General features: G+C 68.4%; 16 protein-coding genes and 1 CRISPR repeat array. Of the genes, 6 read left to right on the forward strand and 10 right to left on the reverse strand.

Features of this window, described 5'->3' with window-relative positions:
• From ACWD4G_RS31895 to ACWD4G_RS31905, 3 genes are all read left to right on the forward strand, one after another.
• Entirely contained in the window at window positions 1–1272 is a 1272-nt protein-coding gene (locus ACWD4G_RS31895) for a DNA cytosine methyltransferase (protein WP_451299788.1), read from the forward strand.
• Window positions 1273–2400 carry a DnaB-like helicase N-terminal domain-containing protein gene (locus tag ACWD4G_RS31900; RefSeq protein ID WP_451299580.1) on the forward strand — a complete coding sequence of 376 codons (1128 nt, stop codon included), beginning with the start codon at window positions 1273–1275 and terminating at the stop codon, window positions 2398–2400. It begins immediately after the preceding gene.
• 63 nt (window positions 2401–2463) lie between these two features.
• Complete coding sequence (locus ACWD4G_RS31905) at window positions 2464–2652, forward strand: hypothetical protein (RefSeq protein WP_451299582.1); 189 nt, start codon at window positions 2464–2466, stop codon at window positions 2650–2652.
• A gap of 81 nt (window positions 2653–2733) precedes the next feature.
• On the opposite strand, the gene ACWD4G_RS31910 is transcribed toward ACWD4G_RS31905, so the two are convergent.
• From ACWD4G_RS31910 to ACWD4G_RS31920, 3 genes are all read right to left on the reverse strand, one after another.
• Window positions 2734–3387, reverse strand: coding sequence for an HNH endonuclease (locus tag ACWD4G_RS31910; protein ID WP_451299584.1), 654 nt, complete (start codon window positions 3385–3387; stop codon window positions 2734–2736).
• A 236-nt stretch (window positions 3388–3623) separates the two neighbouring features.
• Entirely contained in the window at window positions 3624–5141 is a 1518-nt protein-coding gene (locus tag ACWD4G_RS31915) for an AAA family ATPase (protein ID WP_451299586.1), read from the reverse strand.
• A gap of 100 nt (window positions 5142–5241) precedes the next feature.
• Window positions 5242–6438, reverse strand: coding sequence for an IS110 family transposase (locus ACWD4G_RS31920; RefSeq protein WP_451299588.1), 1197 nt, complete (start codon window positions 6436–6438; stop codon window positions 5242–5244).
• Window positions 6439–6461: 23 nt separating this feature from the next.
• On the opposite strand from ACWD4G_RS31920, the gene ACWD4G_RS31925 reads away from it, so the two are divergent.
• On the forward strand, window positions 6462–7352 hold the full coding sequence (locus tag ACWD4G_RS31925) for a hypothetical protein (protein WP_451299590.1): 891 nt from the start codon (window positions 6462–6464) through the stop codon (window positions 7350–7352).
• Window positions 7307–7825 (forward strand): DUF317 domain-containing protein, encoded by a 519-nt coding sequence (locus ACWD4G_RS31930; protein ID WP_451299790.1) that lies wholly within the window; start codon window positions 7307–7309, stop codon window positions 7823–7825. The genes ACWD4G_RS31925 and ACWD4G_RS31930 overlap by 46 nt, the downstream gene beginning before the upstream one ends.
• Window positions 7826–8712: 887 nt before the next feature.
• A CRISPR array of direct repeats spans window positions 8713–11664; the repeat unit is 37 nt; unit sequence GTTGCGATCCTCGGTCGCCCCGGAGGGCGACCGCCAC.
• 144 nt (window positions 11665–11808) lie between these two features.
• Here the strand turns inward: ACWD4G_RS31930 and cas2 are convergent.
• From cas2 to ACWD4G_RS31965, 7 genes are all read right to left on the reverse strand, one after another.
• Complete coding sequence (gene cas2, locus ACWD4G_RS31935; RefSeq protein WP_451299592.1) at window positions 11809–12099, reverse strand: CRISPR-associated endonuclease Cas2; 291 nt, start codon at window positions 12097–12099, stop codon at window positions 11809–11811.
• Window positions 12100–13134 carry a type I-C CRISPR-associated endonuclease Cas1c gene (gene cas1c / locus ACWD4G_RS31940; protein ID WP_451299594.1) on the reverse strand — a complete coding sequence of 345 codons (1035 nt, stop codon included), beginning with the start codon at window positions 13132–13134 and terminating at the stop codon, window positions 12100–12102.
• A complete protein-coding gene (gene cas4 / locus ACWD4G_RS31945) occupies window positions 13131–13796 on the reverse strand; it encodes a CRISPR-associated protein Cas4 (RefSeq protein ID WP_451299596.1) in 666 nt (221 codons plus the stop codon). Before cas4 ends, cas1c begins: the two co-directional genes overlap by 4 nt.
• On the reverse strand, window positions 13793–14665 hold the full coding sequence (cas7c, locus tag ACWD4G_RS31950; protein WP_451299598.1) for a type I-C CRISPR-associated protein Cas7/Csd2: 873 nt from the start codon (window positions 14663–14665) through the stop codon (window positions 13793–13795). Before cas7c ends, cas4 begins: the two co-directional genes overlap by 4 nt.
• Window positions 14666–14745: 80 nt before the next feature.
• Window positions 14746–16563, reverse strand: coding sequence for a type I-C CRISPR-associated protein Cas8c/Csd1 (cas8c, locus tag ACWD4G_RS31955; protein WP_451299600.1), 1818 nt, complete (start codon window positions 16561–16563; stop codon window positions 14746–14748).
• Window positions 16564–16570: 7 nt separating this feature from the next.
• Window positions 16571–17314 (reverse strand): type I-C CRISPR-associated protein Cas5c, encoded by a 744-nt coding sequence (gene cas5c / locus ACWD4G_RS31960; RefSeq protein WP_451299602.1) that lies wholly within the window; start codon window positions 17312–17314, stop codon window positions 16571–16573.
• Window positions 17315–18106: 792 nt separating this feature from the next.
• Complete coding sequence (locus tag ACWD4G_RS31965) at window positions 18107–20383, reverse strand: CRISPR-associated endonuclease Cas3'' (RefSeq protein ID WP_451299604.1); 2277 nt, start codon at window positions 20381–20383, stop codon at window positions 18107–18109.
• Between the two features lie 119 nt (window positions 20384–20502).
• On the opposite strand from ACWD4G_RS31965, the gene ACWD4G_RS31970 reads away from it, so the two are divergent.
• Window positions 20503–20673, forward strand: coding sequence for a DUF4259 domain-containing protein (locus tag ACWD4G_RS31970; RefSeq protein ID WP_451299605.1), 171 nt, complete (start codon window positions 20503–20505; stop codon window positions 20671–20673).
• Window positions 20674–21263 lie beyond the last annotated feature (590 nt).

Here is a 21263-nt window from a genome sequence, read left to right on the forward strand (position 1 = left end):
ATCATCCTCGATCTGTTCGCCGGCCCGGGCGGCTGGAGCCACGCACTCACCACTCTCGGCATACGCGATGTGGGTCTGGAATGGGATGAGTGGGCGTGCAAAACCCGCGCCGCGGCAGGCCAGTTGACGATCCGGACCGATGTCGCCGCCTACCCGGCATGGATCTTCTCCGGCCGCGTCCTGGGGCTGATCGCCTCCCCGCCCTGTCAGGCGTGGTCGATGGCGGGCAAGCGGCTCGGGCTGGTCGACCAGCCGCTCGTCCACCAGGCCGTCGCCGACCTCGCCACCGGACACGACACCCGAGAACACCTCCTCGCGGCGTGCGCGGACGCGCGCTCCCTCCTGGCGGCCGAGCCCATGCGCTACCTCCACGCCCTGAACACCGTCGGCGAACCGGAGTGGGTGGCCATGGAGGAGGTCCCGGACGTGCTGCCCTTGTGGAAGCAGTACGCGGCCATCCTGCGCTCCTGGGGCTTCAGCGTGTGGACCGGGATTCTCAACGCCGCCGACTACGGTGTCCCCCAGACCAGGCGGCGGGCGATCCTGCTCGCCTCCCGGGTCCGCACCGCCCAGCCCCCGCCGCCCACCCATGCCCGACTCGCCGAGCCGGACAGTCTGTTCGGGCCGGGCCGCGCCCGGTGGGTGTCCATGGCCCAGGCCCTCGGCTGGGGTGCCACCGACCGCCCCGTCCCCACCGTCTGCGCCGGCGGCGGACCAGGCGGCGGCCCCGAACCCTTCCCCTCCGGCTCCCGCAAAACCCTCACCGACGCCCGCACCCGCGGCACCTGGAAACCCCCCACCACCAGCACCGTGATCCACAAACCCCACACGCGCGGGGCAGGTTGGACCGCCCGGCACGGCGAACGCGCCGCCACTCCTACCGACAAGCCCGCCACCACCTTCACCAGCAAAGCCGCCCACTGGACGTGGGCACTGCGCAGCAACAACCAGACCAACGCCACCGTCCGAACGGTCGATGAACCGGCCGGGACGCTGTTCTTCGGCCATCGCGCCAACGAGTGCACCTGGGTCGCCCAACCCCCGGCCGACCAGGACGAGACGGCGGCGGATGTGGTGCCGGAGCCGATCCGGATCACTGCCCAGGAGGCCGGCATCCTGCAGTCCTTCCCAGCCGACTACCCCTGGCAGGGCAACAAGGGCCAGCAGTTCTCCCAGATCGGCAACGCCGTCCCCCCACGCCTGGCCGCCCACCTCCTCGCCCCGCACCTGAACAAGCCCTTCAACCCCGACGACTTCACCCTCGCCGCCTAAATGCCCCACACCCCCACCCCTCCCACCAACCCGGACGAGGACGATCCCGACCGCGTGCCGGCCCCGAAGCCCGCGCACTACGCCGAACAGGCCCTCCTCGGCGCCCTCCTACACGCCCCAGCCCGCCTGACCGACACCGGCTCCCTCACGGCCGACCACTTCGAAAACCACACCCACGCCGCACTGTTCACCGCAATCCGCACCCTCCCAGCGCCCGACCCCGAGGAGCACGCGAAGAACACCACCTGGATCAACCAGGTCCTGAACCACGCCCGCCCCCACGCCCCGGCCCTGAGCGCCCCCTACCTGCATGAACTGGTCCAGTTCTGCCCGAACCACCGGCACGCCACGGCCTACGCCCGGATGATCCGCGCCGACCACACCCGCCGCGCCCTCCGTCTGCATGCCGAACGCCTCGCCCGAACGGCCACCGACCCGGCACTGCCGCACCCGGCGCAGACAGTGCTGGACCAGGCCGACACCCTCGGACAGCTACTGGACGACCTCGCCGGACAGTTCACCCCGCACCCCGGCTCCCTCCCCCGCACCCCACCACCCCCCATGGACTCCCGAGAGACGGGTGAGGAGGACCTCGACGAGGAACGCGACCTCCTCGCCTCGGCCACCGCCATGCCCCAGGAAGCACGGCACATGCGGTGGCTCACCCCGGCAGACTTCACGCTGCCCCTGCACGCCGCCCTGTGGCAGTGCATCACCGCACTCGTCCACCGCGGCGACATGGTCGACCCGGTCACCGTCCTCGGCGAAGCCCAACACCACGGCCTGATCACCCACACGCTCACCCCCCGCGACCTGATGGCCCTGGTCTCCACCCCATGCGGGTCACCCGAGTACTGGGGCGAAAGAGTCCTCCAGCGCGCCCTTCTGGCCCGCGCCCACACGGTCGCCCAGACGATCACCACCTACACCGACGACCCCGCCAACACCCCCCACCAGCTCATCACCGGCACCCGCCGCGCACTGGCCGACCTCCATGCCCTGCGCACCCGCTTCAACCGCGCCACCACACCAGCACCCGCCCGCACACCAACGCGCCGGGCCGCCCCGCCGGTCCGCGCCGACCCACCTCAGCGTCCGGCCCCGACCACCACGCCTGCCCGCCGATAGCCCCTGCCGGGCCCGGCCGCATCAACAGCCGGGCCCGGCACCCCGAATCGAGCCCACCCCTTCATGCCCGACAACCCGGTCGACGCCCACGTCCGCCTCGACACTCACCCCGCCCACCCCAGCGCCGTCACTGCCACCCTCACCGGCAGCCAGCACCACATCGCCCAGGCCCTTCTCGCCGCACACGGCTTCGAAAACCTCGACGAGCACACCATGGTCCTGGCCCGGATCGACAGCGAAGAGTCTCAATGACTGAGTCAAGCGCCTGCATGGGCTTTGGCTCTCCGAGGTGGGCTCTGTCTGTAGCCGCCTTGCTCCTCCGGGGCAGAGCACTCAGCTCGACTGTGACTGTGAGGGCGAGACAGTAGCCGTTTGGCCTTGTGGGTCCCATATGACACAGCCCACGGTGCAGAACCAGTCACTGGCTGCAAGAGCCATATAGGCGGCGCCTTTCCAGTGGTTGCGCCAACGCCGGTTCCAGCTCTCGGCCTGAAGCTGAAGATAGTCCCGTACTGCCCCTGCCCCGCCAGCCTCGAAAGAACGCTGTAGCGCATACGCGTTTCCGGCAAGTTCCGTGGCACCCTGAGCGCCATACAGGTCAGCCAGGCCCAGCGTCTCGAAGTGGTGGATGACGCGCGCCCGAAGATCGTCGGACCAACCACGTGGAGGGTGGACAAAGAACCTCAGTGCGGTAGGTGCCCCTTGCAGAACCTCCGCAGCCAGCCACTGCTCGTCGTCGATATTGTCGAAGTAGGGATGGAGAGTCTGTTCCTCTGCTTGGTTGGGAGCAGCGGACTGCTTCGTACGATTGCAGTCGCTGCAGCAGGGAATGAGGTTCGCAGGAGTTACCGCAAGGAGGGGGAACACGCTTTTAGGCAAGTGGTGGTCCAGTGTGGTGACTTCTCGGTGACCACACAGCGGGCACACCACAGCGGCCATCTTCAGCTCGTCATAGATCGCCCTCCCCGGCCGACCGATTTTCGCCATCCTGTCCGTGTACACCTTGGGTAGAGCGGCAGCAAGGTCAGACGAGGCTGGCCTGAAAGAAGACTGGTCGAGGGTATGGAGGGCAGCTGCCTCTGCCGCTGTTTCGAAGCGTGACGACGCGGCAACGACGTCCTCTTCGATGCCCTCAAGCCGCTGCCCAAGCGGCTGGCGGATGCCAGGTATACACCTCTGGTAAGTCTCACGGGCTGTGGGACGAGGGAGAGGCAATGGCCACATTATCTACCGCCCTCCCGCTGATCCCGCAGCGCGATCAGAGCGCGCGCGAGGCTTCGTCCTTCGCCACCGAGCTGCCCCTCAAGCCAGTCAATGATTTCCTCGTAGGACATGCCGTCATCGACTGCTTGCCGAACCTCCTGGTGAAAACCCGTGCGGGTGATCTCCAGCCCAAATGACTCGTGCGTGAGGATGCCTACGTTCTCGCCGTAGGTCTCGATAGCGGGCCTCTCCGCCTTCACCATGTCGCCGGACCGGTACAGCTTCCACACACACCTTCGGGGCGTCTCTTGCAGCACGACCGGTGAGTGCGTGGCGATGATTGCAACGCCGTTCCGGTCGACTAACAGGTCGGTGAGAGCGCGCATGAACGCAGCCAGGAGCGGCGGGTGGAGGTGCGTCTCGGGTTCGTCAATGAGGACTAGCGTGCGCTCCGAGACAAGGTCAGCCAAACGCGTAATCGCCAGGAGTACGATTTTATGGCCCGAACTTAGGCGGTTGAACAACGCAAGCGGATCAGTGGAGCGCACCTCAGGAATTCCGGGAACCATCGGCGCTGCAGCGGCCACCTGGGCATCCCGGAACAAGGGGTCGGAGCCCAATGTTGATACGGCTTTGTGCCACCGCTCCAGTCGCGCACCTGTAAGCGTTTGCATCACCTGCGCGAACTGATAAGCGGGGTCAGTGAGACTACGGCCTGGCAACATGGAGTCGGCAACGGGCATTTGATAGAGGGTGACATGAGCATGGTGAATCCCCTTCGTTGCCCGCACTGGGTTGAGAGGGTCGAAGGCACTGAAGGCAATGGAAACGAGGTTGGTGAACAAAGGCTCGTTGGCAAGGCTGGCAAGGGAGTTGGTCACCTCGCCGACCTCGTGGGGCTGCGCGGAGCCATCTGCAACAGCCCTGGCCAGGTTTTGCAGCAGCCGTGTCTTGCCTACTCCGTTGCTTCCGATCAGGGCATGAACGTTTGTCGGAGGCGAAACCTCGGGAAAAACTTTGAAGTCGAGCTGCAGCGGTACAGCCAACGGGTCTACCGGTGGAGCGGTGTAGGAGAAGGCATATTCAATAACCCGCAAGCCGCCTCGAGCGATACGTCGGAACTGGCGCGTAACAGTGCTTGGCTGGATGCTGCGGAGCAAGGACCTTTGCGTGACGTCTTCGTTCTGCACTTGCTGAAAGAGCGCAGAGTCGAACGCGATGTCACAGAGGGCGCCCAGGATGGTGGACGCTACTCCCAGCTCGCGGAGCGCCTCGTAGTAAGTGTCGTCCTGTCCCACGGAGAAGTACGTCGCGTCCAGGCGATCGAACTGCTCAGGAAGCGAGGGACCATCGCCTTCTTGCATACCGAATCGCCCGATCTTGACCTGGCCGATTCCGGTGATGTTGCCGCCTTTGCGATGCAAGAGGAGGAAGGTGGTCCGGTACCCGTGGTCCTCCCAGAGCGTCTGTGTGAGGAACGCTGCCTCAGGCCCACGCCGCGTGGGCACGGTTCCTGCTGGCAAGACGGTGAACTGCACAGCTCCTCCTCGGCGGAAGGCATCAGGCTAGCCTCGCCATCCTGCCAGCTACCGGTGGTCAGGACACGGAACTGCCGGACAGAGCCGTCCTCAAAGATCCTTATTGCCTGAGCGGCGCGACAGGTGTGAACGCTCGGTTGTCGCGCAGGAGAGCCCACAGGACGCTTGCGCGCCGGCGGGCGAGCGCAATGACGGCCTGCACGTGCTTGCAGCCCTCGCTGCGCTTCTTGAGATAGAAGTCCCTGTTCGGGCCCTCGCGGATGATGCTGGTCTGCGCGGACAAATAGAAGACCCTGCGTAGGCGCCGGCTATAGCGCTTGGGGCGGTGCAGGTTGCCGATGCGACGACCCGAGTCCCTTGGCACGGGCACCAGCCCGGCTGCGGAGGCCAGGTGGCCAGCGTCCGCGTAAGCCAACAGATCCCCAGCGGCTACGACGAACTCGGCACCAAGAATTGGGCCCATGCCTGGCAACGATTCGATGATCTCGGCCTGAGGGTGGGTGCGGAAGACTTCCCGGATCTGGCGGTCGACACGTTTGAGTCGGTCATCCAGGCAGAGGATCTGCGCAGCCAAATCGGCGACGATCTGAGCGGCGACGTCCTCGCCGGGCAGGGAAGTGTACTGAGACTGAGAAGCCTCCAGCGCGGCAGTGGCCACTACATGGGCGCCGCGGACGCCTCGACTGGCAAGCCATGCGGTCAGCCTGCTCCGCCCGAGGCGACGGATGGTGGCGGGAGTCTGGTATCCGGTCAACAGGACAATGGCCCCCTTGTGGGCCGAGTAGTCGAAGGCCCGTTCCAGCGCGGGGAAGACGCCGGTGAGCACGTCACGCAGCCGATTGATCATCCGTACTCGGTCGGCCACCAGGTCCGAGCGGTGCGCGGTCAGCAACGCGAGGTCGGCGGCCAGCTGGGCAGGCACCTCGATGACTGTGAAGTCCTGGCGGTGGCGGGCTGTTTCGGCGATGACGTAGGCGTCGCGGGCGTCGGTCTTGGCCTCTCCCCGGTAGGCTCCGGCCATGCGGTTGACTGTGCGGCCAGGCACGTAGACGGCCTGCTGGCCATGGGCAGCGAGCAGGGCCAGCAGAAGGGCTGACGCCGTGCCAGAGATGTCCACCGCCCAGCAGATCTCATCCGCCAGGTCCAGGATTTCACCGAGCGCCGTCATGATCGCTGTCTCGTCGTTGTTGATCTTCTTCGACCACAGGGTCGCACCGGCCTCATCGACCACTGCCGCCCAATGATGGCCCTTCCCCGCGTCGATCCCACACCAGGCTTGGCCACGTCGCTTACTCACTCGCCCTCCACGTTCCCCACAGCGTGCCGTGGGCCCGAGGGACACCCCGCTGTCCGCTCCGTAAACAGCGACCGCACAATGCGCGCACATCTCAATCAGCAGCCAGGGCGCCCCGAAGAGCCGGACGGCCACTCCTCGCTAGCCACCAATGGCAGGCCCTACTCAGCCACATCCGGCCCTCCTGGGCCGTCCAACAACTTACGGAGCCCTACTGGGCGCACCAGGCCACCCACGCCCTGCACACCGAAGGCATCACCACCGACATCACCCCCAGCCTGCGCGAGGCCATTAATCAGGACTGGGAGTGGGCGAACTACCCCCTGCACGGGCTGACCCGGGAGGAGATCCGCGAGGTCTCCAGCCACGCCCAGCAGATCCACGACGACATCCGCCACGGCCGGCTCATCATCCACGCCCACGCCCACGACGGCCACACCACCATCGCCATCGGCACCTACCGAGGCGGGCAGACCGTCGCCCTGCACGGCGAGAACCACCTGCGCACCATCACCGACACCTACCAATCCCCCGCCCACGCCGTCGCCTCCTTCCACCGCCTCCACGGCAACGCCGTACGCCCCGGACCCTCCCCCATGACCGACACCGAACAAGCAGCCGCCCACGCCCGCACCACCTTCACCCCACCTGACACGGCACCCACCCCCGAGGCACCGCGTGTGGAGACAGTGCCCGCGTACGCCGCCCACCCCGGCGACCACGAAGCCACCCTGGACGACTTCCTCACCGAGAACCCGGCTGGGAGAAATACACCACCTGGGACGACCGCACAACGATCGCCAACCACGAATCACTCACCCTGCGCATCCTCTTCGACCACGCCGCCGAAACATGCGACCCGAAGTGGACCATCGCCGCCTACGAGACACCCGTCAGCGAACGCCTGTGGTGCATGACCCTCACACCCGCCACCCCCGCCCCCGTCCTGGACACCCTGCTGATCTCACTCACCCTCGGCGACCCGTGGCACACCGCCCTCGGCAACCCCCTCACCGAGCGGACCATCGCCGACGCCACCCGCCCCCTCGCCGACGCCGGCTGGACCCCCACCATCAACGGCCACCAAATCCACTGGCAGACCCAACATGGCAACGTCGGCGTCCAGTTCGACACCCTCGCCGCCAACACCCCCTTCACCCCCAACAACGCCTGGACCATCTGGGCCGGCCCCGACATCAACCACCCCACCTGGACCATCCACGCCTCCACCTACACCCCCACCAACCTCCTCACCCACCTCACCGAACAGCTCGCCCACGGCACCGGCACCCGCCAAACTCCCACCCACCACAACCAGCCCACCACCACGAACACCACCACATCACGGCCATCGCCACCGCCAGACCCACACCGCCGGCGCCGACACTGACCAAGAAATCGCGCACCGGAGGGCCCCCGGTACCTCTACAACATCCTGACCGGGTTGCGATCCTCGGTCCCCCCGGAGGACAACCGCCACCATCGAGGAAGTCGCCGTAAGCGCGCTGGTTGTTGTAGTTGTGATCCTCGGTCGCCCCGGGGGGCAATCGCCACTCGCCGACGCCAAGCAGGCCGTCGCCGTGGAGTTGCGATCCTCGGCCGCTTCGGAGGGCGACCGCCACCACCAGCTGCTCGACACTGGCCATGGACTTGGAGACGTTGCGATCCTCGGTCGCCCCGGAGGGCGACCGCCACGCTTCCGCCTCCGTGCTGGTCGCGGCGGTGATGCTGTTGCGATCCTCGGTCGCCTCGGAGCGTAACGAAGGGCGATCGCCACTGGACGGGCCGTGGCGGTGCCGACACGGACTTGAAGTTGCGATCCTCGGTCGCCCGGAGGGCGACCGCCACCGACGTCCAGGACGCCAACGCCCGTGTGGTCGAGGCGTTGCGATCCTCGGCCGCCCCGGAGGGCGACCGCCACCAGGCCCCGCTTGAGCATCCCGTCGACCAGGTCCTCGGTGTTGCGATCCTCGGTCGCCCCGGAGGGCGACAGCCACCCGTGCCGGCGACCGCCACTCTCAGCGGTGCCCGTTCCAGAGAGGTAGCTCGCGTAGTTGCGATCCTCGGACGCCCCGAAGGGCGACAGCCACGTGAACGGGGTCGGTGACGGTGGCGGTCCACCGGGTGTTGCGATCCTCGGTCACTCCGAAGGGACGACCACCGCCCCACCGGCCGTCCGGCGTTCTCGGCCTGCTTACCCATATTGCGATCCTCAGACGCCCCAGAGGGGCGACCGCCACTCCGCTCCAGGACCTCGCCCGGCCGCGTGTACATGCGGTTGCGATCCTCGGTCACCCCAGAGGGCGACCGCCACCACCGTCAGCAACGACGAGACCGCCCGCGAGTACGAGTTGCGATCCTCGGACGCCCCGGAAGGCGACCGCCACACGCGGATGAGCGCGCCGGACAGGTAGCCGTCCACCTGGTTGCGATCCTCGGTCGCCCCAGAGGGCGACCGCCACTTGCCGCTCATATAACCGCCCTCGCGGCCATCATGGTGTTGCGATCCTCGGTCGCCCCGGAGGGCGACCGCCACTCCTGCAGGGTGTACACGTCGTCGCTGGCGTACGCCGCGTTGCGATCCTCGGTCGCCCCGGAGGGCGACCGCCACACGCCGAGGGGATTTCCAAGTGCACCGTGAACTGGTCGTTGCGATCCTCGGTCGCCCCGGAGGGCGACCGCCACATGGGACTCGGAGTGCGGCCGGACGACACAGCCTCGTTGCGATCCTCGGTCGCCCCGGAGGGCGACCGCCACGGGGTGGCCCAGTTGCGCACGCCGAGTTGCCCGTCGTTGCGATCCTCGGTCGCCCCGGAGGGCGACCGCCACACGGCTGGCTCTACAGGGTCTCGGTCCCGGCCTGGATGTTGCGATCCTCGGTCGCCCCGGAGGGCGACCGCCACGGTCCACCGCTTCTCCGGGATGCCCATGCCGGTGGAGTTGCGATCCTCGGTCACCCCGGAGGGCGACCGCCACGGGAGCGGACCCATCCGAGCCGCACCATGTGGTCGTTGCGATCCTCGGTCGCCCCGGAGGGCGACCGCCACGGTCCACCGGTTGCTTGACGGCGAGCACGACACCGAGTTGCGATCCTCGGTCGCCCCGGAGGGCGACCGCCACGCCGAACGCAAGGTCAATCCGGTCTTCCATTACGCCGTTGCGATCCTCGGTCGCCCCGGAGGGCGACCGCCACATGACGCCGGCAGCGACGACGGCCTGGAGGAGACCGTTGCGATCCTCGGTCGCCCCGGAGGGCGACCGCCACAACGGCGTGACGGGTGTGGCCGCTCGGGGCTGAGCGTTGCGATCCTCGGTCGCCCCGGAGGGCGACCGCCACCTGGCGCGCGAACGCGTTGCCCTCCTCAAGGGTGAGGTTGCGATCCTCGGTCGCCCCGGAGGGCGACCGCCACGACCGCACCCGACTCGGTCACCTTCCGCGCCATGCAGTTGCGATCCTCGGTCGCCCCGGAGGGCGACCGCCAGTTGGGCCAGGTCGCGGCTGTCCCGGCCGGTACGAGTTGCGATCCTCGGTCGCCCCGGAGGGCGACCGCCACATCGACGAGGCGCGCGCCATGCACCGCATGGGCAAGGTTGCGATCCTCGGTCGCCCCGGAGGGCGACCGCCACTGGAGGGGGAGACGCTGCGCACCGCCGTGCACGTCATGTTGCGATCCTCGGTCGCCCCGGAGGGCGACCGCCACACATCCGCGGGATCGCCTCTTCGGTGAGGTTGATCGTGTTGCGATCCTCGGTCGCCCCGGAGGGCGACCGCCACGACGGCACCGGCTTCGAGCTGTCCCTCGCCACCGTGGTTGCGATCCTCGGTCGCCCCGGAGGGCGACCGCCACCCGACTGCGCGTTGGTCCTGCGCGACGTGTACGAGCCGTTGCGATCCTCGGTCGCCCCGGAGGGCGACCGCCACAACATCCCCATCCTCTACACGTCCACCGTCAAGGTGTTGCGATCCTCGGTCGCCCCGGACGGCGACCGCCACGTCGGTTGTCGCGGTGCTGGAGGCGGCTGCGGACGCGTTGCGATCCTCGGTCGCCCCGGAGGGCGACCGCCACATGTTGTGCGCCCGAGCCGTCTCGATCAGGTGATACGTTGCGATCCTCGGTCGCCCCGGAGGGCGACCGCCACCAGGCCGCGTACAAGCGCCTCACGGCCTACTACAAGGTTGCGATCCTCGGTCGCCCCGGAGGGCGACCGCCACCAGACTCCCCCCTCGCATTGTCCGTCTGACCAGCGGGTTGCGATCCTCGGTCGCCCCGGAGGGCGACCGCCACCGGACGGGCCATCCGCTCCGAGACCCTGATCTCGGGGTTGCGATCCTCGGTCGCCCCGGAGGGCGACCGCCACTCGTCGTACGCGCCCAACTCGACTCCGGCCGCGCGGTTGCGATCCTCGGTCGCCCCGGAGGGCGACCGCCACCGGTGTACGTCGAGCGGCGTCCCCAGGGGCCGGGCGTTGCGATCCTCGGTCGCCCCGGAGGGCGACCGCCACGAGCACGCGCGCTTCGGCACCGCCGCGTCGATCGGGTTGCGATCCTCGGTCGCCCCGGAGGGCGACCGCCACCCAGGAGTGCCCCGAGTTCGGCGCGTTCGGCGGGCAGTTGCGATCCTCGGTCGCCCCGGAGGGCGACCGCCACCCCGGTTGTGGTGCTCGTGCTCGCGTCCACGCCTCGTTGCGATCCTCGGTCGCCCCGGAGGGCGACCGCCACGGCTGGTGTGGCGGATGTTCGAGGAGTCGGTTGCCGTTGCGATCCTCGGTCGCCCCGGAGGGCGACCGCCACGCGCACTCCGCGGCCGAGTAGCCCTGGGTCGCGAGGTTGCGATCCTCGGTCGCCCCGGAGGGCGACCGCCACCTTGTCCGCCGTCCGCGCCGCGCTGCGGGCCGCGCCGTTGCGATCCTCGGTCGCCCCGGAGGGCGACCGCCACGCGGCCGGGGTCAGCGCGGTCCGCTCCCAGAGCCCGTGTTGCGATCCTCGGTCGCCCCGGAGGGCGACCGCCACCTCCGAGGCTGCTGACCATGTCGCCCACCGAGTCGTAGTTGCGATCCTCGGTCGCCCCGGAGGGCGACCGCCACTTCACGGCCGCCGGGACGCCGACCGCCTTGGTCGGGTTGCGATCCTCGGTCGCCCCGGAGGGCGACCGCCACCATGGGCTCGCTCATGCCGCAGCCTCCTCAGCGTCGTTGCGATCCTCGGTCGCCCCGGAGGGCGACCGCCACGCTGGCTGACCAGCAAGGTCACAGTAGTTGATGGTTCCTTCGAAGCCGCTGAGACCAGGCAAGTAGGGCGCAATCGGATGTTTTGCTTCGGTGCGACCTGCGTGTCGCGTGTGTATTTGAGGTCCCGAAGCATGCTGACACCGGTCACAGGACGAGGTCTTCGTGGTGTGGCTGCACCTGAGCGATGCCGAGAGTCTGAACGCTGTCGAAGCCGCCCGGGGGCAGGCGGTACAGGCGGATGCTGTCGGTGTCGGGATCGATGGTATCGCTGAGTTGGGCCAGCAAGCGGAGGAGGCTCTTGTCGTCAGCGACGATTTCGAAGACGGATTTCTGGACGCGCAGGCCGTGGCCTTCGCAGAGTTTGGCGACGCGGCGCAGCCGGCGGCGTCCTGCTGGGCTGGTGGTGTCGACGTCGTAGGTGAGCAGGAGGTCCATTCAGGCGGCCGTCCAGGGGAGGTAGCCGGGTAGTTCGCCGCGCAGGTGGCGGGCGAGGAGGCGGGCCTGGACCACCGGGAGAAGGCCGGCGGGGACGCTGCGTCCGGCGATGGGATGTTCCCAGGTCTGGGTCTTCCACTCCTGCCAGGCGCTCAGCAGTGTTGTGCGGCCGTCATCGGTGAGGCGTACGGCGCCGCCGGTGACGTGTTCGAAGTGTTCGGCGCGCAGTTGGCGCCGGTTGAGGAGGGTGAGGGCGAAGCGGTCGGCGAGTACGGGGCGGAATTCCTCCATCAGGTCGAGGGCCAGAGCGGGTTTTCCTGGGCGCAGGCCGTGCAGGAAGCCGATGTAGGGGTCGAGGCCGACCTGTTCGGTGGCGCCGTGGACGAGGCTGCGCAGGAGTCCGTAGGTGAAGGAGAGCAGTGCGTTGACCGGGTCGGTGGGCGGTCGGCGGTTGCGGTGGGTGAAGGTGGGGATGTCGGGGCTGGGGCGCAGGGCGTGTTGCATGGCGGCGAAGTAGCCGCGGGCGGCGTTGCCTTCGATGCCCATGACGATGTCCAGGGAGTCGGCGGCGCCTGTCTTCGTCAGGGCTTCGGCGAGGTCGTCGGCGGTTTCGCGGATGCGTTCACGTGCGGAAGGCGCGGCGTCGCGGGCGGCTCGGAGCAGGATCCACCGGCTGTTGCGGATCTTCCCGGCGACGATGTTGCGGGCGATGGCGAGCCTTGCCTCGGTGTCGTCGTGGAGTTGGTGCTGGGCGTGCCGGAGGAGGACGTTGCCCTGGACGGCCCCGTCGAGGCGGGCCATGTATCGGCCACCCCTGGTCATCCAGGTGATGGGCCGGTTGTCCTGGGCGCAGCGGGTGATGAGTTCGGTTGAGAGGTTGATGTGCCCGTAGAGGACGATGCCGTCGAGGCGGCGCAGGGGCAGGACCCGTCGTCCTTGGGTGTTGGGGAGATGGACGCGGAGGGTGTCGTGCTCCAGGCGTAGGTCGGTGCCTTGTGTCTGCACATACAGGGTGTTCAGGAGTTCGGTGGTCACGCGTCGTCGTCCTGGAGGTCGTCGAGGAGGTAGAGGTCGGTGAGGGCCTTGCGGTAGCGGAGGGTGCCGGCGAGGAGCTTTGGCATGCATCCGGTGGCCATGGAGCAGCGTCGGCAGCGGCCATCCGCAACGGGGGCAGGCAACCGGTCGGTGGTGAGCAGACCGCGTACCGCGTCTGCCAGTTCGAGGACGCGGGTCCGAAGCGCTTCGTCGACGGGCACTGAGTGGCGTCGGCGGTCGGCTGCGGAATAGATCGCGGCCTCGGGAACGGGGGTGCGGAACATCTCCTGCAGGCAGATCGCCTGGGCAGCGGCCTGTACATCGGCTGGGCCGCCCGGATGGTAGCGGCCCGACTTGTGCTCCACGGGCAGGATTCGGCCGTCGGCATGGAGCTCTACGGTGTCGCAGATGCCGGTCAGGCCGTAGGCGTCGTGCCAGACGGGCAGGGCGTGGAGTGTGCGTACGTTGCCTCGGCCGCGGTTGCCTGGGGTGTCGACGCGTTGGTGGAGGAGGGTTCCCCGCACTGTGGCGGCGTCGTCGGTGAAGGCGTCTTCGAGGAGGATGAGGCCGCATTGGCGTGGGCAGTAGGCGTAGTGCTCCAGCGCGGAGAGGGAAACCTGGACGAGGTCTTCCTCTCCGCGCCGCTGTGCTGGTGTGCTCATCCGATCAGGGTGGTGAGGGTGACGCCGTCGGGCAGTCCGGCCTCCGGCACGTCGACTTGATAGTCGGTGAACGCGCGGGCGGTGGCGTCACCGGGGCCTTTGACGGTGATGCGGTCCATCAACTGGCGGGCGGGGGCTTTGCCGTACTTGTCGTCGTGGGTGAAGACGTACAGGCCGCGCAGGTTGAGTTCGCCGCGGGCGGCAGCGCGGTCGTGGTCGAACATGAGGGTGAAGGCGCGCCAGAACATGGCGAGGTCGTCGCTGGTGACTCCGGTGCGGGCGGCGAGAGGGGCGCTGAAGTGGCCTTCGCCGCGGTAGAGGCCGTAGGGGACGATGTGCTTGGTGCCCATCTCGGTGTTCTTGCCGGCGTCCACGTCTTCCTGCTTGGTGGGGGTGACGCGGGTGATGCCGTATTCGAGCGGGGTGACGGGGTCGACGGAGCGGGAGAAGGTGAGCTGGACGGGCCCGCGGACGCGGCCGGCCTGGCGGTCCTTCTTGCCGGTAGTCATCACGGCGCCGAACATGCGGATGTCGTAGAAGGTCTGGCACATCCACTGCTGGGCGTCGAACTGGCTGGCCTTGTCGCCGAGGGCGTCGGAGGCGTAGGCGCGCTCGTGCTGGGCGTTGAGGGCGACGCCGGCTTCGACGTAGATGTCGTAGCCGGGCTTGTTCTCTTCCTCGTTGAGGAGGGAGACGGTGTTGCGGATCTTCCGCTTGAGGGCGACGTCGGTGATCAGGCCCTGGCCGGAGACGGGGTCGGTGCGGGGCATGCCGCCGGCGTCGGGGTCGCCGTTGGGGTTGCTGTCGCGTGCTTCGATCAGGAACACGAAGTCGATCTTGCGAGTGGGGTCAAGGTGCGGCGCGGTCATGGAATGGCTCTCCTGGTCTAAGTGAGGTCTGGGCCTGCAGGGTCGGACAGGGCAGCGTCGTGTGGGATGTGCTGCGGCGGTCAGGCCGTGGGCTGCTCAGTTTCGGACTCGTCCGGGTTGCCGGCGTTCTCGCCGGCTTCCTTCGCCTTCTTGTGGGCGGCGCGGGCCGCGTTGTCGGCGGCGCGCTGCTCGTCATAGCCGAGGACGAACCATGCCTGCTGGCGGGTGGTGAGCATCAGGGGGATGCCGTCGTCGAGCTGGGCGAGCGCGGCGAATGCCTCGGCCAGGCGGGCATCCAGGGCGTAGTAGGTGCCGCGTTTGTCCCGGCGCAGCCGTTTGAGGTGGCCGGTGGCACCGGTACGCAGGGTGGTCAGGACGGCGGCGGGCGCCGTCATCGCGGTGCCGAAGTACTTCTCGCCGATGGTGGTGTTGATGTCGCCCAGGGCGGCGCGCTGGATGGCTTCCAGGACGGCGAAGGCTCGACCGCACAGGTAGCCGGGCTCGCTGTTGAGGGTGTCGAGTTGGGGGGCGGGGCCGGTCACCTGGTGGTCCTTCCGGTTCGGGTGCAGTGCGAGGCGGAGCAGGGCAATGCGGGGGCGGTCGACGCGGCCGTCGGCGCGGATGCGCTGCAGCAGGTGGGGCAGAAGGCGGGCCGGCAGCGGGCCGCGGGTGAGGGCGGCGTTCAGCAGCTCGTTCTCCAGGCCCTTGGGAGCGCTACGGGCGACGTACCGTCCGGCCTTGCCGTCCCAGCGGCCGGCTGCCAGGGCCAAATGCCACAGCGGCAGGTGGCGGTGCTTGTGCTCCCAGCCGTCGTAGACCTGGTGGTGTGCGAACCATGCGCCGAGGTGGTTGCGCAGGCGGCCGACGGGGATGTCCAGCCAGTCCGACACCACCGCGCGGGCGTTGTTCAGCCCGAGGGTGAGCGCGTAGTAGGCGCTCGGGTCCAGGCGCTCGGCGGCAACCGGGTCGGGGCACTCGTGCAGGGCGTCCAGCAGCTTGGCGACGCTCTCCTCGGTCGGGGTGTCCAGTGATTCGAAGAGGTCGTCGACCGGCTCCTTGGTCCACCACACGGTGACCGTGTCACTGCCGCGGCGGCGGTGGGTGTCGGTGGCCAGCAACAGGTTGAGGGCGGCCATGGCACGGCTCCCACAGCGCTCGCACACCGGGGTGTTCACCAGCTGCAGGGCGCCGCCACGGCCCTGGGCAGCGGTGTTGACACTGATCAGCTGGGAGTCGCGGCCGAGGCCGCTGGTGGGGATGGCCCCGGACCTGATGCTCTCGGGGATCGTGGCCAGCAGCTCTCTTTGCCGGCCGCACACCAGGCACAGGCCGGTGGCGCCGCTGCCGGACTTGCGGGCCCTGACGGTCGCCGCCCAGGTAGCGCATGCCGTGGGCAGCTGGTGCAGCCAGGTGCCGTCGTGGCCCATCAGCGCGACGGTGTCGGCGGAGGTGATGTCCTCGGGACGTTCGACGCGGGCCAGGCCGCCGCTGGAGACGAAGGCGTGCACGGCCTGCGCGTACGGATCGTCCTCGGCGGTCTGGGTCCAGGAGAGCAGCAGGTCGGTGTACTCGCGCTGGCGGCGGATCGCTTCCGCGGCAGCGGCTTCGCTCACGGTGCCGTCGGTGCCGGTCTTCGGTACCGCCAGGACGTACTGCGCAGTGTCCACCAGCAGGTATGGAGGCGGCGTCGTGCCTGAGCGGTAGGCGTAGGGGGCGTTGCTCGGCCGCAGCTTGTCCTTCGAGCCCTTTGGCGGGCGGCGGTTGTACAGCCGGGCCGTTAAGCCGTCGGCGTCGATCCGCAGCGCCCATTGGATTTTCTTGGGCCGGTAGTAGGCGGGAGGGAGTTCGCCGTCGGCCTCGGCCCGTTCGGCGAACTCGGTCAGACGCTGGAGCAGCATGGGCGCCTCACCCTGCCTGGGCGCCGTCGGCCCGCCAGGCGGAGCCGGCGGGCATGGCCACGTCGCTCGCCCCGAGGGCCTTGAGCGGCACCTGCAGCACGCCCTGGTGCAGCTGAGCGTGGAACCAGCGGTACTGCTCACCGCCGGATGCCGGGTAGACGATGGAGTGCAGCATGACTCCCAAGTCCTCATCCCGCGCGATGGGCGTGGCATCGGTCTGCGGACCGAACGAGGCGCTGAACTCGCGGCAGCCGAGGAACGGCTGAGCAAAGCAGGCGCCTTTGTCCACACGGCGGCGCAGTTGCTCGCGGTACTTCTCCTCGCGCCCGCCCTGGCCGCGTTCGGTCAGGACGACCTGGGCACGGATGCGGTAGTGCACATCGCGCAGCAGCATGCTGTTGCGCTGGTCCCGGTCGTTCTCGACGTCGTACCGGCGGCGCGAATCCTTCCGCAGGGCCGTGACCTCGCCCGCCGTGATCACGGACTTGACCTCGTTGCGGCGGATCGACGTCCACTCGATCGGCCGGAGGACCTCGATCGCCCGCACCACGTACTGGAATTCTGGCTTCCAGAAGATGGCCTCCAGCATCCCCGCCGCCGCGGAGGGTCCCAACACCGGATACGAGACCCGCTCCACCTTCAGCTCCGGCCGGGTGAAGCAGGCCAGCGGACCGGCCACCTCCACCACAAGATCCGGAAACGCCCAGCCGTCGTTTCCACGCCGCTCACCTCGCTGTGATGCAGCGGTCATACGAGAAGCCACCCTCACACAACCCCTTTCCTAGTTGCCCAACTCTCCACGTATTGCACCGGGTTGACGCCCAAGGGCGATGCCGGTAGCTGCACACCGTAGAGATAGCCACTGACATCGCCCCCTGACCTGCCGGTTATCCGAGGTGAAGGCGAAGCCTTCCGCGCCGGACCAGATAGATGACGACGGTCACCACGACGCCCGTGACCGTGACGGCGCCCGACTCGCTGGCGGATCGATGACCACGAGAAGTCACTCTCCTTCTTTGGACGTACTCGCTTGGCTTGAAGCAAGGCTGGTGAGAGTGAGGAGCCGTTGTCACGGGTTCCGTGGAAATACGAGCGCAGCCACGCCGATCGGTGTACTGGGCGGACACCAACAAGCGGGGCCCAAGGACCGCGTCCCAGGACCCCGCATCCGTTGCCCAAGCACAGCGAGGCACGACCAAAGTTGCGATCCTCGGTCGTCCCCGAAGGACGACCGCCACTGCGGCACCACCGTGAGTGCCGCCCAGACAGGAGGGTTGCGATCCCCAGTTGCCCCGGAGGGCGACCGCCACCGCCCAGAACGTTTCACGAGCCCTGAACGGGCCGTGAGTTACGACCCTCGGTCGCCCCGGAGGGCGACCGCCATGCTTGTTCTTCAGCACCTTGTCATCGTTCAGTCGCGCTCCTCGGTCCTGCCAGGAACGTCGTCCAGTCGGCAAGGCCGCCACGCAGCCCGGTGCGGTGGGCCACCTCGCCATGTTGGCACGCCTCAAGGCCGAGCAGCCGCCAGCTCATTGGATCTGTCTCAGAGAGTGAAGCCCCTGCGGTCTTCCGGCTCGTCCGGGTCCAGTCCTCGCTGCTCGTGGTAGACGCCGAGCCACAGGATCAGGTCACCGGTCACCGGCACGGCAAGGCCGCAGCGAACGGCCGTTTCCGCCTCCTGGCGCGGCAGGGAGGCCGTGTGCGGCTGCAGGCTGCGCAGGACCTCCGGCCCGCACGGACGGAAGGGGTCACGCAGCCGGGCGACGGCTGTCTCGATCGCTTCCCGGTCCGCCTCGTCGCGGACGACGATGGCCGGGACGCTGTGCTCGTCCTCGATCATCTGGAAGGCGAGGTCGACCTTCGGGAAGTCCAGACGGCGGCGCAGATTCTCGATCTCCTCACCCAGTCCCAACTGCAGGGCGTAGCGGACGGGGTAGTAGCCATCCAGCGCCACAAGGTCATCGGGATCAGCAAACTGCGGTCCGAAATAGGTGTCGCTGGCCTGCACGGCCGCCTCGTACTGAGTCCCGCCCGGCTGACCGCCGTCCGTGGGCTGGAAGATGACCACCGTGCCACTGGACAGACGCCCGTCGCGGTTACAGCGGCCCGCCGCCTGCTGCATCGACTCCGCCGGCGCCCACGCCCGGTACACGCGCGGAAAGTCGAGATCAACACCGGCCTCGATCAGGCTGGTGGACACGACTTGCACCGGCTGTCCAAGGGCGAGCAGCGTCTTGATCCGGGCAATGACCTCGCGGCGGTGCGCGCCCGTCATACGCGTCGACAGGTGCAGCACCTCCCCCTCGGCCGTGGCCCGTTGAAGATGGCGGTGGAGTCGGGCAGCGTCCTTGGTAGTGGCCGTCACGGTCAGCACCTGCCGATGCCCGGCCGCCTCGGCAGCGATGCTCTCCAAGGTGACGTCCTCGCCGGTGCGCCACTCGTAGGTGACCCGGCGCAGCGCGGCGAACAGCGCGGACGGATCCTCCACGATCGCCTTCCGCTCCAGGCCCTCCCACCGGGGCAGCTCCCAAAACGACGGCTGAGTGGCCGACACCAGCAGCACCGTGACCCCGAAGTGGTCGACCAGCCCCCGCAGCACACTCAAGATCGGGACGAGCAGGCGATCCGGCAGGGCCTGCACCTCATCCAGCACGATCACCGACCCGGCCAGGTTGTGCAGGCGCCGCATCTGCGACGGCTTGTGCGAGAACAGCGACTCAAACAGCCGCACCGTGGTGGTCACCACGAACGGTGCGTCCCAGTTCTCCGCCGCCAGCCGCGCGGCATGTGCCCGCCGCTCCGACTCGGCCCGCTGTGCCTCCGACAGCCCGTCGAGCGGCGCCTCCGTATCGAGATCCACCGCGCTGTGGTGTTCCAGCACCACAGCCTCCTCCCCGGAGCCGGGCTCGGGATCGAGAAGGTCCCGGTAGACGGCGGCGTTCTGCTCCGTGATGGAGATGTACGGCACGGCGAGAACCACGCGCCGCATGCCGTGCACGGCCGCATGTCGAAGGGCGAAGCCTCCGGCAGCCAGCGTCTTGGCCCCACCCGTCGGCACGTGCAGCACGTACACGCCCGGCTGTCCCGAGGCCGCAGCACATGCCTGCTCGTAGACCGACTGCCGCACCGCGTCCACTGGAGACGGCTCCCGATCAGCCAGCACTTTCGCCCGCCGTACCTCATACCGCTCCACCAGCGCGCCCATGTTCGCCGGCTCACGCAGCCGTGCCACAGTGCTGTCGAAATGTGCGGACGTATCCAGGAAGTCCGCGTCCACCACGCAGCTGAACAGCATCCGAAGCAGCAGGTCCAGGCCCAGCCTCCGCTCAGACTTGGGCAGATCCCACAACCACGCCGGTGGCGTGGGGCGCGGCTCCGGATGGATCTCCGGAATCACCTCCTCCACAGCACGGATAGCCTCGTCGACAAGCCGGGCGTACTCCCCGCCAGGCTGTGCCTTCACCAGCTCGGTCCGCAGCTTGTCCATATCGGGCAGACCGCCATGGTGACCGAAGACCACCCCGCCGAACTCCAACTGCGTGTACCGGTCCGCGAGCAGGGTACCGGCGTGCTTGTGCGGCAGGCCGACCCTGCCGCCACCGCGGCGTTCCGCCTCCAGAAGCCTGCCCTGCCATGAACAGGTGCCCTTGCCCACATCGTGGATCAGCGCAAGGTACGCGGCCAACTCCCCCGCCCTGAACACCTCGCCAAACCGACTCGCCAGCGCCGCCGAGCCACGCAGATGCTCCTCCAGCGAATGCCGGCTCCCCGACACGGCACTGCGGCTGTGCGCGTACAACTGGTCTCCGGACGCGGGCATAGCGAACCTCCCAAGACAGAACGCAATCTCTGCTGGAACCTTGCGAATCGGAAACGTACACGCCGCCACTGACACCGACCCGGGGGCCGCACAATTACACATCGGGCGCAGAACCGTGCATGGGAACGTGGGGGACCGGCCCGTTCGACAGCGGCCTCGCCGCAGAGTTCGTCGACGAACTTGAGGGTCTGTCTCCTCAGAAGGCCATCGATGTGCGCGAGCGAGCACTCCAGCGAGTCACGCGGCCTCCGGAGCACGCGTCGCTGGCGGAGACGGCGTCGAAGCAGTAGCCGCTGCGGCTCTCGTCGCCAGCACAATCCCGGACAGCGGGATCGTGAGTTTGCCGGTGGTGACGGCAAGGCGTCCGCACAGACTGGCGCCGGCTCGTCCGCCCGGGAACAGGGCGATGTCGGTGAGCTGGGCGGTGAGGGCATTCGTGCGGCGTGCGTGTCGACGCGTCAGGCCCGGGATCTGCTCGTCGAAGGTTCGACATCCGCAACTGTTGTTGCCGCACACGAGACGACGTGCCCGCAGGTCCAGTCGCACCTGCCGACCAGCAACGGGACGGTCCGCCAGACACCGCTGGTAGTAGCAGTGCACTCGCGAGGATCTCCATCCACATCCCGGACAGGCGGCCGACCCCACCGTGGACCGCACGGCAAGACGGACCTCAGCGTCCCCAAGGGCAACCTCTTCTACCTCGACTCCGGCCCCTGAAGAAGGAGGTCAGCGAGGCGAACCACATCCCCCACGCGCTGGTGATGCCCGCCTGCTCTTGATCGTCACGCACCCCCAAATCAGCGACAGAGCCCAAGAAGTGGACCGGAGCCGCGACTCGTGTGTATAGCCATCATGAGCGGCCGGGATCGACAGGCCCCAG

The sequence above is a fragment of the Streptomyces sp. NPDC002643 genome (assembly GCF_053592555.1).